General features: G+C 66.1%; 13 protein-coding genes and 1 pseudogene. 6 read left to right on the plus strand and 8 right to left on the minus strand.

Translation table 11 applies throughout. The features are described from left to right. Together MVA47_RS24590 and MVA47_RS24595 are read right to left on the minus strand one after the other, a co-directional pair. Positions 1-414 (minus strand): rhodanese-like domain-containing protein, encoded by a 414-nt coding sequence (locus MVA47_RS24590; RefSeq protein WP_247210234.1) that lies wholly within the window; start codon positions 412-414, stop codon positions 1-3. Further along, positions 411-899, minus strand: coding sequence for a hypothetical protein (locus MVA47_RS24595; protein ID WP_247210235.1), 489 nt, complete (start codon positions 897-899; stop codon positions 411-413). The genes MVA47_RS24590 and MVA47_RS24595 overlap by 4 nt, the downstream gene beginning before the upstream one ends. A 143-nt stretch (positions 900-1,042) precedes the next feature. Here MVA47_RS24595 and MVA47_RS24600 point away from each other — a divergent pair, with 143 nt between their 5' ends. Together MVA47_RS24600 and MVA47_RS24605 are read left to right on the plus strand one after the other, a co-directional pair. Beyond that, positions 1,043-2,074, plus strand: coding sequence for an ABC transporter substrate-binding protein (locus MVA47_RS24600; protein WP_247210236.1), 1,032 nt, complete (start codon positions 1,043-1,045; stop codon positions 2,072-2,074). Positions 2,075-2,289: 215 nt separating this feature from the next. After that, positions 2,290-3,678, plus strand: a complete 1,389-nt coding sequence (locus MVA47_RS24605) for an FAD-dependent oxidoreductase (protein WP_247210237.1) — start codon at positions 2,290-2,292, stop codon at positions 3,676-3,678. Positions 3,679-3,850: 172 nt separating this feature from the next. Here the strand turns inward: MVA47_RS24605 and MVA47_RS24610 are convergent, their stop codons facing one another. Then, the gene (locus tag MVA47_RS24610; RefSeq protein ID WP_247210238.1) at positions 3,851-4,594 is read right to left on the minus strand and encodes a MerR family transcriptional regulator; all 744 of its coding nucleotides are present in this window, start codon (positions 4,592-4,594) and stop codon (positions 3,851-3,853) included. A 177-nt stretch (positions 4,595-4,771) separates the two neighbouring features. Next, positions 4,772-5,194, minus strand: a complete 423-nt coding sequence (locus MVA47_RS24615; protein ID WP_030172470.1) for a hypothetical protein — start codon at positions 5,192-5,194, stop codon at positions 4,772-4,774. A gap of 270 nt (positions 5,195-5,464) precedes the next feature. Here MVA47_RS24615 and MVA47_RS24620 point away from each other — a divergent pair, with 270 nt between their 5' ends. The 3 genes from MVA47_RS24620 to MVA47_RS24630 are packed head-to-tail and all read left to right on the plus strand — an operon-like array spanning position 5,465 to position 8,401. Continuing rightward, on the plus strand, positions 5,465-6,472 hold the full coding sequence (locus MVA47_RS24620; RefSeq protein WP_247210239.1) for an iron ABC transporter permease: 1,008 nt from the start codon (positions 5,465-5,467) through the stop codon (positions 6,470-6,472). A gap of 19 nt (positions 6,473-6,491) precedes the next feature. Next, the gene (locus MVA47_RS24625; RefSeq protein ID WP_247210240.1) at positions 6,492-7,592 is read left to right on the plus strand and encodes an iron chelate uptake ABC transporter family permease subunit; all 1,101 of its coding nucleotides are present in this window, start codon (positions 6,492-6,494) and stop codon (positions 7,590-7,592) included. Next, positions 7,589-8,401, plus strand: coding sequence for an ABC transporter ATP-binding protein (locus MVA47_RS24630; protein WP_247210241.1), 813 nt, complete (start codon positions 7,589-7,591; stop codon positions 8,399-8,401). Before MVA47_RS24625 ends, MVA47_RS24630 begins: the two co-directional genes overlap by 4 nt. A 15-nt stretch (positions 8,402-8,416) precedes the next feature. Here MVA47_RS24630 and MVA47_RS24635 read toward each other — a convergent pair whose 3' ends face one another. The 3 genes from MVA47_RS24635 to MVA47_RS24645 all read right to left on the minus strand — a co-directional run bounded on the left by MVA47_RS24635 (position 8,417) and on the right by MVA47_RS24645 (position 10,772). Continuing rightward, entirely contained in the window at positions 8,417-8,896 is a 480-nt protein-coding gene (locus MVA47_RS24635; RefSeq protein WP_247210242.1) for a DUF456 domain-containing protein, read from the minus strand. Between the two features lie 12 nt (positions 8,897-8,908). Continuing rightward, complete coding sequence (gene purT, locus MVA47_RS24640) at positions 8,909-10,288, minus strand: formate-dependent phosphoribosylglycinamide formyltransferase (protein ID WP_247211061.1); 1,380 nt, start codon at positions 10,286-10,288, stop codon at positions 8,909-8,911. Between the two features lie 163 nt (positions 10,289-10,451). Next, complete coding sequence (locus tag MVA47_RS24645) at positions 10,452-10,772, minus strand: UBP-type zinc finger domain-containing protein (protein ID WP_247211062.1); 321 nt, start codon at positions 10,770-10,772, stop codon at positions 10,452-10,454. A gap of 164 nt (positions 10,773-10,936) precedes the next feature. Between MVA47_RS24645 and MVA47_RS24650 the strand changes: the two genes are divergently transcribed. Beyond that, positions 10,937-12,532, plus strand: a complete 1,596-nt coding sequence (locus MVA47_RS24650; protein ID WP_247210243.1) for a Na+/H+ antiporter — start codon at positions 10,937-10,939, stop codon at positions 12,530-12,532. Positions 12,533-12,620: 88 nt separating this feature from the next. On the opposite strand, the pseudogene MVA47_RS24655 reads toward MVA47_RS24650, so the two are convergent. After that, positions 12,621-14,173: pseudogene (locus MVA47_RS24655) on the minus strand (adenylate/guanylate cyclase domain-containing protein). Positions 14,174-14,202 lie beyond the last annotated feature (29 nt).

The following is a 14,202-nucleotide window of genomic DNA, read 5'->3' on the forward strand; positions in this document are numbered from 1 at the left end:
TCAGGATTGGCGCCAGGGCAGCCCCAGCGCCTTCCAACCTACGGCCCCGCGATGACCGGCCGAATCGAGGCCGCCTTCGAATCCGTCGGACACGTTGTACGCCTCTGAGACCCCATCAGCAGTGGCGGCCTCTGCGGCACCGATCGACCGCTGACCGGAACGGCAGAGGAACACCACCGGCTGGTCGTCGGCGACGCCGGCCTCGCGCAGCTGGCCGACGAAATCCGGATTGCGTTGTCCGTCAGGAAATGTGACCCACTCGATCAGCACGGTCTGCTTGCCCAGCTCGGTGAGGTCGGGAATGCCGACGTAACTCCATTCGGCCTTGGTCCGCACGTCCACCAGCACAGCGTCGGGGTTTTCCGACAGAATCGTCCACGCCTGCTCCGGCGTGATGTCTCCTGCGTAGCTCACGAGCACACCTTCCAGTCGCCTTCTTCGTTCACCAGCACCACCCCGGTGATCTGGGTCTCGGCCCTCTCCTTGCGAGACCAGTGCACATTCGCGGTTGCGCGGTTGCCGTTGACAACCGTCTCGGAGATGTCATCGATCTCGATGGCCCCGTCTGCGTCGCGGGCGTCGGAGTTCTCGATGGTGAACTCGTCCTCGGTCGGGAAGTCGACCGACGAAAGGTCCGCAGTACAGGTGGCGGCGCGGAAGTTCGCATAGTTGACGGCGTTCTTCGCGGTGTAGTGGTCGTTGATGGAGCGGGCCACCTTGGCCTCTTCGGTGAGCCGTTCGTCCGCCGGGCGCACCACGTAGGTGACGGCGATGGTGCCGAGCGTCAGTACGACGATCACCACCGCGATGAGAAACGGCCACATGGTCCGGCGTTCGTCATCGCTCGGCGGCCCCGACTTACCACCTTCACCGGACGTCCCGGCGTTCCTTGATGCCATGGTCGCGAGCTTATAACCCGCATTTGCCGGATGCCGCGCCGCCGTGAGACGCTGATCCGGATATTGGTGAGCCAATCCTAACTTGATCGACGCCGTCGGGGGCGAACTCGACCTCTGGATTGCCGGACGTAAGGACAAGAAAAGTGCGTATCAAGACAGCCCGGTTGTCGCGCGGATTCACCCGCACGGCCGTCGCCACGGTGGCAGTTGCCGCCCTGGTGGGAACAGCGGCATGCTCGGCTCCCGATGAAGACAGTGACAGCTCAGGTGCTTCGGTCTCCGCAGAAGCCGGCGCCCTGCCAGTCACCATCACCCACAACCTCGGCGAGACCACCATCGAGACCGAGCCCAAGCGCATCGCGACGCTCGGCCCCGGCGATTCAGACATCCTGCTGGCCCTCGGCATCATGCCGACCACCATCGTGCCGTTCGGCGATTCGACCGGTAAGAACGCGGTCGCGCCGTGGAATGAGAAGTACATCGCCGAGAACACCCCCGAGATCCTCGGACTGGCCGCACAGGACCTGAACGGTGAGATCCCCAAGGCACTGGCCACCAACCCCGACATGATCGTCGCGGTGAACAACGCGGTCACCCAAGAGCAGTACGACAACCTCAAGAAGGTCGCACCCACCCTCGTACGCGAAGCGCAGTACCAGGACTGGCTGATCCCCTGGGCCGCATCCACCGCCGAGATCGGCAAGGCAGTCGGCATGCCCGAGAAGACCCAGGAACTGATCGACCAGACCAACCAGAAGTTCGAGGACGCCAAGGCGCAGTACCCGAACATGGTCGGCAAGAAGTCGGCCGTGATCATCGCCGGCACCGACGGCTCCATCTCCATCTACGGCCCCGGTGACGGTCGCGGCCAGATGCTGACCAACCTCGGACAGGTGTTCCCCAAGGAACTCGAGCAGCTCGTGACCAGCGGCTTCTACGGAACCATCTCGAACGAGAACCTCAACCTGCTCAACAACCTCGACCAGGTCGTGGCCATCGACTGGGAGGGCTCCAACGAGCGGATGAAGACGAACCCGGTCTTCAACAACCTCGACATCGTCAAGCGCGGGGGCGTCATCTACCTCGACCAGCAGACCGGAACCGCGATGTCGGTGCCGACCGTGCTGACCATCCCCTGGGCTGTCGACCAGATCGCCCCGCAGCTCGGCAAATAGGCGCTGCTGGACTCGGCACGACCCGAGGTCACAGCTCCGCTGGACCCAGCACAACCCGAGGTCACAGCTCCGCTGGACCTGGTCTGGGATGAGGTTTTTGTTCCGGCCAGGTCCAGCGCCTACCGTGGTGGGCAGACTGTCCACAACGCCAGCACCAGGCAGGTCGCCCGGCTTTCGGCAGCGACCCCAACAGAACGAGAAAGACACTCCGACTCATGAGCGATCAGAACCGTCCGCTTCGCGTGGCCATCGTCGGTGCCGGTCCGGCCGGCATCTATGCCGCTGATGCCCTGATGAAGTCGGAGAAGGCCAAAGACCGTGGTGTCTCGATCGATCTGTTCGAGCGGATGCCGGCACCGTTCGGCCTGATCCGCTACGGCGTGGCACCGGATCATCCGCGCATCAAGGGCATCATCACCGCGCTGCACAAGGTGCTGGACAAGCCGCAGATCCGGTTGATCGGCAACGTCAACTACGGCAGCGACATCGCCCTCGAAGACTTGCAGCAGATGTACGACGCTGTCATCTTCTCCACCGGTGCCACCGACGACCGGGCGATGAACCTGCCCGGCATCGACCTCGACGGCTCCTACGGCGCCGCTCAATTCGTGGCCTGGTACGACGGACATCCCGACTTCCCACGCACCTGGCCTCTCGAGGCCGAGAAGGTCGCGGTGATCGGTGTCGGCAACGTCGCCCTGGACGTGGCGCGCGTGCTGGCCAAGACCGGCGACGAACTGCTGCCCACCGAGATCCCCGCCAACGTCTACGAGGGCCTCAAGAACAACAAGGCCACCGAGGTCCACGTGTTCGGACGCCGCGGACCGGCTCAGGCCAAGTTCACCCCGCTCGAGCTCAAAGAGCTCGACCACTCGCCCACCATCGACGTGATCGTCAATCCCGAGGACATCGACTACGACGAGGGTTCCACCGTCGCCCGTCGGTCGTCGAAGATCACCGATCAGGTCGCGACGATCATCGAGCAGTACGCGATCCGCGACCCCAAGGGCCGCCCGCACAAGCTGTTCCTGCATTTCTTCGAGTCGCCCGTGGAAATCCTGGGCGACGACGGCAAGGTCGTCGGTCTGCGCACCGAACGGACCGAGCTCGACGGCACCGGCAACGTCAAGGGCACCGGCAACTTCACCGACTGGGAACTGGGTGCGGTCTACCGGGCCGTGGGCTACCTCTCGGACAACCTGCCGCAGATCCCGTTCGACGACCAGGCCGGCGTCATCCCCAACGAAGCGGGCCGCATCTTCAACGACGGCGCCCACATGACCGGCATGTACACCACCGGCTGGATCAAGCGCGGACCCGTCGGCCTCATCGGCCACACCAAGGGCGACGCCAACGAGACCGTCGACTGCCTGCTCGACGACATGCACGAGGGCAAGCTCCTCGAACCGGCCGAGCCCGGCGAGGACGCGATCATCAAGTACCTCGAGGACAAGAGCGTCGCCTTCACCACCTGGGACGGCTGGTACCGGCTCGACGAGCACGAACGCGCACTCGGAGCCGCCGAGGGCCGCGAACGCGTGAAGGTCGTCGAACGCGAAGACATGCTCGCAGCCTCTGAGCCCGACAAGGTCAACAGGGCCTGACGCTGGGTTGGGTCGCGGAAGCTCGGTCTGTAGACAGAGCTTCTGCCGGTTCGGTGAGCGGCCGAAACTGGCCGCTCGCGAAACTCGCCAACGCTCGGCCTACGAACCGCGCATCCGCCGGTTATCCGAGCGACCGGGATGGCCAGCGCACCAACCTCGCAGAGCCAACCCCTCAATCGACAGCAAACACCAACGCATCCCGCACGAACTCGGCGTATCGGCGATGGTCAACACCGGTGGGTGCGTAGTTCTTGCCGAACCGCTCGTCGTCGACGTACATCTGGCCGAGGCCACGCACGTAGTCGGCCGACACTGTCGCACCGCTCAGCGCGAGCCAGTCCAGATGACGGGTTGCAAGGTGGCGGGCTCGCTCCCCTGACGGGCCCTCCCCCGCATCGACGAGCTCGATCCACTGTGCAGCGATGTCCCGATGTTCTGCGGCGAAGTCTGCACGCTGCTCATCGCTGAGTGAGCGATACCAGCGATCGGATGTCGCGTAGGTGTCAGCGCCCCAACGACTTTCGACCTCCTCGCGATGAACGGTGTGGTCGAATCCGGCGAACGCGTCGGTGGGCATGATGTCGAGTCCCTTCTCCAGGTGGGTGATGGTGTGTTCGACCGACGACACCTGGGCATCGATGGCGTCGCGTCGAGACCGCAGTGTCGTGAGGAGTTCCCCGAGCGCTGTTCGTGGATCTTGTTGTCCGGCAAGCACGTCAGCGATTCGTGGCAGCGACAGACCCAACTCGCGCAAGATCAGGATGCGCTGCAGACGGACCACTGCTGCCGAGTCGTAGTACCGGATGCCGCCGGCGCCCGTCCGTGACGGCAACAGCAGCCCGATCTGTTCGTAGTGCCGCAAAGTGCGCGACGTGACGCCCGAACTACGGGCGATCTCCCCGATCGGATGATCCATCTCGGCCTCCTCAGGCGGTCGAGAACCACTGTGCCCGTTGACGCTGCGTCAACCGCAAGACCTTTGGCAGCACCCGCACCTGGAGACGCAACGATCCCTCCCCCAGACAGATCGTGTCCGGGAGAGGGATCGTGTTTGGTGCCGTTCACCCGCCGTGGTGGGTGCTGGGTGCGAGCGTCAGTTCGGGATGCTCTGAACGCTGAACCAGTAGCCGATGTTGTTCTGCAGCGGGTCGATCTCGCTGGAGATCGTGTAGCCGGAGATGGACGTCGGGAAGCAGCCGAACCACTTGGTCTCGATGGTCAGGGACTGACCCTTCTTGAGGACCGGGGCGAACTTCTGCGCGCCGTTGAACTCCTGGAGCGTGACGTTGGGCCAGTCGCGGCCGTAAGCGGTGACCTTCATCCAGCGCTTGGTGTGCCAGGCGTTGACCCAGGGATCACCGGGCTTGCCCCATTCGCAGCTGACGCCGCCGGTGAGGTCGAGGTCGAACGGGCCCACGGGGGCGGCCTGTGCGGGCGCGGCGGCAACAACGCTGCCTGCGGCAATACCCACAGTCGCGGCTACGGCTGCGGCGGCGCGAATCAACTTCTGTTTCATTCTTCACTCCTCCAGGTCTGGCCACGGATGTGACTCATGGGGTTATCGCCTGATGACAGCCTGAGTGTTAGCCAAGAAACAGATAAGAAACACGGTGTCTGCGATTCGTTACCGTTCCGTGATCCAAAGCCGTGGACCGCGGGAAGATTTCGCAGTAGCGGAGAAGGTTAGGGTAACCTGCCTACCGTCGACGTTGTCATCCCGACACGACCACCCGCACAACTACCGCATACACATGCATTGAACTACACAAGACAGGTCCCGTAGATCTTGGTCAACAAATCGCGACGCATACCCGGGGTGGTACTGCTACTGATCCTCCTGGCCATCGTCTGCGCGGCCTCGATCGCGATCGGGTCCCGCGTCATCCCCTTGCCCGAGGTCTGGGACGCCCTGTGGGCGGACAACGCCCCGGGAGCACCCGACGCTGTCGGAATCGTGCATGACCTACGCATCCCGCGCACCGTATTGGGCCTGGTGGTCGGTCTTGCGGTCGGCGCCGCAGGTGCACTCACGCAGGGTCACACGCGTAACCCGCTGGCCGACCCGGGCATCCTCGGCGTCAACGCGGGAGCTGCTTTTGCAGTGGTCACGGGCGTTTACGTCCTCGGTATCACCACACCCATCCAGTACATGGGTTTCGGGTTGCTCGGCGCGATGGCAGCCTCCACGCTGGTGTTCTTCCTCGCGTCGGTGGGCAAGGGCGCCAGCCCGCTGACGCTGATCCTCGCAGGCACCGGACTCTCGGCGATGCTGGTGGCACTGACGTCCGCGATCGTCCTGATCGACACCGCATCCCTGGAAGCCTGGCGCTTCTGGCAGGTGGGGTCGGTGGCCGGACGCGGCTTCGACGTCATCCTCGCCACGCTGCCGTTCATCATCCCCGGGCTCATCCTGGCCATCGCCAGCGGCTTCTTCCTCAACATCCTGTCCCTGGGCGACGAGATGACTAAAGCTCTGGGTTCGCGGATCGTCCAGGTGCGGATCGTCGGGATTCTCGCGATCACCCTGCTCGTCGGATCGGCGACCGCTGCGTGCGGGCCAATCGTGTTCCTCGGCCTGGTGGCGCCGCACGTGGCCCGGTTCTTCACCGGCCCCGACTATCGCTGGGTGGTTCCCTACTCGGCGCTCATCGGTGCCGTCGCCCTCGTCGGTTGCGACGTGCTCGGCCGGATGATCGCCCGCCCCGGCGAGATCCAGGCCGGCATCGTCCTGGCTGCCGTCGGCGCCCCGTTCTTCATCGCCTTGGTACGCGCAAAGAAGTTGGTGGCGGTATGACCGTGATGTCGGTGGCGGCATGACCGCACTGGCCGATCCTCCCGAGCACAAACCGGCACCGCTGCCGGCCCGGCACCTGCGCCGCACCACGGTGCGGGTGGCCGGCGGCTCGTTCATCGTGCGGCCGTGGGCAACGGGCGTCGGGCTGGTGCTGGCCGCGCTGGCCGTCGTCCTGTTCGCGGTCAGCATCGGAACCAGCGACTTCCCGATGTCCCCCATCGACGTCGGGCGGATCCTGCTCGGTGGCGGAACCCGCGCGGAGAACGTGGTCGTCTTCGACACCCAGCTGCCGATCGGCCTGGTGAGTCTGCTGGTCGGGATGGGTCTGGGCATGTCCGGCGCACTCACCCAGGTGATCGCCCGCAACCCTTTGGCCACGCCCGACATGCTCGGCATCACCTCCGGGGCGAGTGCGGCCGCGGTGGCCGTGATCGCCTTCGGATCCACGTGGGCCTCGTGGCTGGCCGACCTCGGGCTCGCCGTGGCGGCCATGCTCGGCGGACTTCTCACCGCCACCGCGATGTACGTCCTCACCTGGCGCAAGGGCATCGACCCCATCCGTCTTGTGCTGGTCGGCGTCGCACTGACGTGGGGTCTGCAGGCCGTGATCGCCTATCTGCTCACCCGCGCCAATGTGGACCAGGTGCAGCGGGCACAGCTGTGGATCGTCGGATCTGTGTCAGGTGCGGGCTGGAAAGCGGTGTGGCCCCCGTTGATCGTGCTGATCCCGGCCATCCTGATCGTTCTCGCCCAGTCACGAAATCTCTCGATCCTCAGTCTGGGCGAGGACGTGTGCCGCGGGCTGGGTATCCGCGCCAACCCGGTGTCGGCGCTCATCCTCATCGTCGCGGTCATCGTGGCGGCTGTCAGCGTCTCCTCCGCCGGCCCGATCGCGTTTGTCGCCTTGCTCGCACCTCAGATCGCGATGCGGCTCACCCGAGCGGAAGTCCCGGGACCGATCACCGCCGGGCTGACGGGTGCGTGTCTCGTGTTGGGTGGAGACCTGTTGTGCCGCACGGTGTTGCCGGCCGGACTCCCCGTCGGTGTCGTCACCGCAGGCATCGGCGGCCCCGCCCTCATCTACCTCATGGTCCAGATCAACCGAAAGGCCTCGGTATGAGTGCCCTCTACTCGGAACAGTCCGCGGGACGCATCGCGGCCACCGGCCTCCAGGTCGGCTACGGCGACCGACCCATCATCGACGATCTCGACATCTCGATCCCCGACGGCAAGGTCACCACCATCGTCGGCCCCAACGGGTGCGGTAAATCCACACTGCTGCGCTCGCTGGTACGTCTGCTCAAGCCGACCGCGGGGCAGGTGCTGCTCGACGGCCGCGACATCGCGACGCTGCGCACCAAAGAGGTGGCCAAGATCCTCGGGCTGCTGCCCCAGAACCCCGTTGCGCCAGAGGGTTTGACGGTTGTCGACCTGGTCTCGCGAGGTCGCCACCCCCACCAGTCCTGGTACAAGCAGTGGTCCCCGGAAGACGAGGTCGCTGTTGCGCAGGCGCTCGAACTGACCGACTGCACCGACCTTGCCGAACGGACCATCGACGCACTGTCCGGTGGTCAGCGACAACGGGTCTGGATCGCGTTGACGCTGGCACAGCAGACCGATGTGGTGATGCTGGACGAGCCGACCACCTACCTCGACCTGTCACATTCGATCGATGTGCTCGACCTCGTCGACGACCTGTGCCGCGTGCACGGCAAGACCGTGGTGATGGTGCTCCACGACCTCAATCTGGCTGTGCGCTACAGCGATTGGCTGGTGGTGATGAGGGAGGGAGAGATCATCCGAGAGGGAACGCCCTCCGACGTCATCACAACCGATCTGTTGCAAGAGGCCTTCGGGTTGTCGTCGCAGGTGCTCACCGACCCGGTGTCGGGTGGGCCGATGATCGTTCCCATCGGGCGCAAGCGCTGACCGACCGCCGGCCCACTAGAAAGCGAACGTCGCTCCGAACCACAGCGACGCGGCAAGGAGGGCGCCGGCCAGTTCGATCACGATGGCCAGTCCCGCGGCCTTCGTCGCGGCGATGGCTCCACGCCAGCCCGCTTCGATGCTCTTGAGCCGCGCCCACTCTGCGAGGAACGCGCCGAGCACGAACCCGATCGGAAGGCCCACCACCGGGATCACGAAGAACCCGACGATCCCGAGCAGACCGCCCAGGACCACCGTTCGTCCGGGCACCCCCGAGTCCTTCATCGACTTGTTCGCGAAGACGTACTTGACGATGGCCGAGACGCCGAGCAACGCGGCAGCGCCGGCGAACACCAGCCAACCCGCGCCACCGACGACAAACGCCCACACCCCGATGGCAACGAAGATGAGACTCAGTCCGGGGAGCACCGGCACGACTACACCGCACAACCCCAGAAAGATCACCAGGGCGACGATGACCTCGCCGACAAAAGGCACGTGTTCTCCCCGCTACCGGTTCTCGTCGCCCGAGCCGGCGGGTTTGTTCAGCCGGGGACCGGCCGGCGGTCCGGCCTGTGCCGGGGCAGGAGTCTTGGGCGGCGGGGACTGCGCTCCCGGCGGACGTCGGGTGACCCGGGTCATCCCCGGATCGGGAGGGGTCGACTCGCGCGGTGGTTCATCGCGGATTGCGGGCACCGCACGGGTGTCGGCCTGCGGTGACGTGCTGATCGGCCGCACCAGGCGGGCCGCTTCTCCGGCGCGGGCGCGGGCCGTCTGGATGTCGTCGGCGGTCGCGATCACCACGCCCATCCGGCGACGCGCAAAGCTTTCGGGTTTGCCGAACAACCGGATGTCCGTTTCCGGGACAGCCAGGGCGGCAGCGACGTTCTCGAAGGCGATCGCCGGTTCGTCCAGGCCGCCGTAGATCACCGCGGATGCGCCCGGCGAGGCCAGCGTGACGTCCACCGGCAACCCGAGGATCGCGCGCGCATGCATGTCGAACTCGGAGAGCCGCTGGGTTCCGAGGGTCACCAGGCCGGTGTCGTGCGGTCGGGGGCTGACCTCGGAGAAGTACACGTCGTCGTCTTTGACGAACATCTCGACACCGAAGATGCCGCGGCCACCGAGCCGGCCGTCGCCGAGCGCCGCGGCAATGCGCGCGGCCACCGACGTGGCGCCGCCCAGCGCGGTCTCGCTCATCGGCTGAGGCTGCCACGACTCGACGTAGTCACCCTGCTGCTGACGGTGTCCGATCGGTGCGCAGAAATACGTGCCGAGACGGCCGGTGTTCGGATCGACGGCGCGCACGGTCAGCAGGGTGATCTCGTAGTCGAAGTCGATGAAACCTTCGACGATGACCCGTCCACCCTGGACGCGACCGCCGGCGACGGCGTGGTCCCAGGCCCGGTCGACCTCGTCCGGCCCGCGCACCACACTCTGACCCTTGCCCGACGACGACATCACCGGTTTGACCACACACGGGAACCCGACCCGGTTGGTCGCGGCGCGGACCTCGTCGGCCGAATCAGCGAACGCGTACGGCGACGTCGGAAGACCCAGCCTCTCGTCGGCCAGCCGACGGATACCCTCGCGGTTCATCGTCAGGGCCGTGGCACGCGCGGTGGGGATGACCTCCGTCAGACCGTCTTCGTGGACTTCGACGAGGACCTCGGTGGCAATGGCCTCGATCTCGGGGACCACGAAGTCGGGTTGCTCGGCCTCGATCACGGCACGCAGTGCGCGCGGGTCGGTCATGTTCACCACGTGTGAGCGATGGGCGACCTGGTGGCCCGGAGCGTTCGGATAGCGATCGACCGCAACCACTTCGACGCCGAGCCGCTGGAAGGCGATGATCACTTCTTTGCCGAGTTCCCCGGCGCCGAGCAACATCACCTTGGTGGCGCCCGGGGTCAGTGGAGTGCCGATACGGTCGGGCACGGCAGAGATGACAACGCCGCTTCCCGAGGTATTGGTAGTCACAGAGCTAAGGCTAGCGCCTTCGGTCGGCCGTTTTACACCTGACGATGACCGGGCGCGAACTGCCGGGGCCGGGTCAGCCCATCTGGGCATGCCGATAGCACCAGCGCCACGTCTCGCCGGGCTCGGCCGAACGCATCACCGGGTGCCCGGTGGACTTGAAATGTGCGGTGGCGTGCTTACGGGGGCTCGAATCACAGCAGGCGACGTGTCCGCAGGTCAGGCATTTACGAAGGTGCGCCCAGTGATCGACGCCCTCGGCAACGCAGTCCTGGCATGCACCTTGCGAGTCGACGGGTGGGTCCGCCGACGGATCCTCGCTGGTCTGGACGAGTTCGGGGCACAATTCGTCCGCCACGTCGGCGAGCAACGTGGACGGTTTGATGTTGCGGTGCATGACCGACCGGATGGGGTTGCGCATCAGGTCCTTCCTCATGTGGATCGCGAGCGGGCTCAGGCGGCCGGCCTCGGCGGCGGGAGACGTCTGCGGCGAGAACAATTCCATTCTCCCGTATCTTTGGCTGGTTCGGTCGGGTGTGCGCTGAGGGAGGAATTCGGGCGGTGGACGAAGGACTGTTGATCGTCGCGGTGGTCGCGGTGATCCTGGCCGCGATCTGTCGCCGATTCGGTCTCTCTGCCCCGTTGGTGCTGGTCGTGGTGGGGCTGGGGCTCGGCTGGATCCCAGGTCTTCCCGAGTTCACCCTGGAACCCGAGCTGGTCCTGTTCGCGGTGTTGCCGCCGCTGCTCTACTCGGCGGCCCTGGACAGTTCCTATGTGGCTCTGCGCAAAAACGTCCGCGCGGTCGGACTGCTGGCCGTCGGGCTGCCGCTCGCGACCACCGCGGGGGTCGGAGTGGTGGCGTACTACGCCGTCCCCGACCTCCCCTGGGCCGCCGCCTTCGTTCTGGGTGCGGTGATCGCCCCGCCCGACGCGGTGTCTGCGCAAGCCGTCGGTCGTCGTCTGGGTCTGCCCCGGCGCGTGATGACGCTGCTGGGCGGCGAGAGCCTGCTCAACGACGCCACCGCCCTGACGGCCTACCGCTTGGCGCTGGCCGCGGCGGTCGGCGCGACCACCACCGTCTGGGACGGCATTCTGGCCTTCCTGATCGCTGCCGTCGGCGGCCTGATCGTTGGACTTGCTGCCGGACTCGCGGTCGCCTTCATGCGCCACTTTCTCACCGATCCCCCGATGGAGACGGCCCTGGGAATCATCGCGCCGTTTGCGATCTACTTCGTCGCAGAGGAGATCCACGCATCGGGTGTGATCGCGGTTGTCGCGGCGGGCCTCTATCTGGGTCAGCGGTCGGTGCGCGAGGGATACGCCACCCGCCTGCAGGACACTGCCGTCTGGCGTTCGATCGACGCCATCCTCGAGTCGTTTGTGTTCCTGCTCATCGGACTTCAGCTCCCGCAGGTCATCGAAGGGCTGGGAGACCGGTCGACTGCCGCGATCTGCTGGGCAGGGGCGGCGGTGTTCGCCGCGACCATCGCGATCCGCATCGTCTGGGTGTTCGGCGCGACATACGGCGCCCGGCTGTTCCCACGAATACGTGAGCGTGAACCGTCTCCACAGCCCGGCGCGGTGTTCGTGGTGTCGTGGGCGGGCATGCGCGGGGTGGTCAGTCTTGCTGCGGCCTTTGCCATTCCACTCACCGTCGACGACGGTTCCCGGTTCCCGGCCCGCGACGCGATCTTGTTCCTCACCTTCGTGGTGGTGGTCGGGACCTTGTTGTTGCAGGGGACCACGCTGCCGCTGCTCATCAGGTGGCTCGGTGTGCAGGGTGATGAGAGGCAGGCCGATCTGGTGGGCCTGGCCCGCGCCCAGGACCGCGCCGGTCGGACCGCGTTCGCGCGGCTCGAGCAGATCAAGGCCGAGATACCCGAGGGTGACGCCCGCCTGGAGCAGGTGAAGATCTTGGAGCACTGGATCCGGGCCCGCAAGAACCTTGCGTGGGAAGGACTGGGCCGGGACTCCGACGAGATCGGCGAGAGTCCGACGGAGGCGTACAACCGGATCCGCAACGAGCTCATCCAGATTCAGCGCGAGGTGTTCATCGACGAACGCGACCGCGGGCGGATCGACGACGAGGTGCTTCGGAGCGCGTTGCGGCAGCTCGATCTCGCCGAAGGTCTCGGCGACAGCCGAAAGCAGTTGTGACAGCCGACAGCCGAAAGCAGTTGTGACAGCCGACAGCCGAAGCGGTTGTGGCAGCCGACAGCCGAAAGCAGTTGTGACGGGCGGTCTGTCAGTCGGCAGAGGTCTGGGTCGCGTACACCTCGGTGGCCTCGGAGCGGCCGCGTAACACCGTCGAGTCCTGGTGGTGCCATTGTGACGCTTCGGATTTCGATGCCGCCTCCACCGCGCGGCCCGATGAGAGAGGTCGGCCCGGGTCTTTTTCGCGAGTTCACTGAGCCGGGCGGCCTCGTTCACGGCGTCGCCGATGACGGTGTACTCGAAACGCTGGATGGCGCCCACGTTGCCCGCGACCACCGGACCGTAGGCGACCCCGATGCCCGCCTGCAGTTGCGGCACCTTGATGGCCAGTTCCTCGCTGATCTCACGCGCGGCGACGAGGGCCGATGCGGCGGAATCGGACAGGCCGATCGGGGCCCCGAACACGGCGAGCACCGCGTCGCCCTGGAACTTGTTGACCAGCCCGTCGTGCTTCTCGACGGTCGACACCACCACGGCGAAGAACTGGTTCAGGATGTTCACCACATCGGCGGGCGGCCGGGTGGCGGCCAAGGTGGTGGAGCCGATGACGTCGATGAACAGCACAGCGACAGTCTGTTCGCTGCCGCCGAGTTCGGGGTCCTGCGCCAAGGCGGCCTCGGCGACCTCCTTGCCGACGTGGCGACCGAACAGGTCGCGCAGGCGTTCGCGTTCGCCGAGCCCGGCGACCATCGAGTTGAAGCCCGCCTGCAGGTCGCCGAGTTCGGTGCCGTCGAAGACCACCACCCGTACGTCGTTGTCTCCGCTGCGAACCCGGCTCATCCCCTGCCGGACGGTGCGGATGGGCGCGACGATGCTGTCCATGCTGAGGAAGTTGAGGATCGAGCCGGTGAACAGTGCGGTGGCGCTCAGGACCGTGACGGCGATGAAGATGTCGACCTTGGTGGTGTCGTCGCGGAACAGCCCGAAGATGACCACGAGCATCACCCCGACGATGGGGATGCCTGATCCCACCGACCAGGTCAGCATTCCGCGGGTGCGCAGGCTGCCGCGGCGGGCGGCGCGAACGTGTCCGGCTTCGAGTGCCTGAGCCGCCACCGGCCGGAGGGAGAACTCGGTCAGCAGATACGCGATGGCGCAGACCACGGCTGCCGAGAGCCCGACCACGAATGCGATCTTGGGGATGAGGGCAGCGTCGTAGACCCCGTACGCGGTGGTGAACAGGATGCCTGCCACCACCCACAGCGCGGCCTGCAGCCTGGTGAGCAGTGCGGGCGCCTTCAGTGCTGCGCGCGCCTGGGCCGCCGTCGGCGGTTCGTCGCGCAACGCCCACCGGAGTCGTCGTAGTACCCGCGTGGTGCCCACCCACAGTCCGATCAGGAACGCCAGCGACACATAGACCGGCACCACGATGAAGTTGACCCACCACAGACCGGACTGCAGCACGCTCGGCTCCGGGATGCCGATGGTCACCAGCAGGATCACCATGCCGGCACCGATGGCGTTGGCGGTGAGCACACCGACGGAGATCAGGAGTTGGATCCGGATCCGCTTCTTGTGGATGGAGTCCTGCGTTGACCCCAGGAGGATGGATCCGTAGTCCGATTCGCGCCGCCAGAGCCTCATCGGCGCTCCGGTGTGGTGCGAGTGGGTTT

It is taken from the genome of Williamsia sp. DF01-3 (genome assembly GCF_023051145.1).
Lineage (GTDB): Bacteria > Actinomycetota > Actinomycetes > Mycobacteriales > Mycobacteriaceae > Williamsia.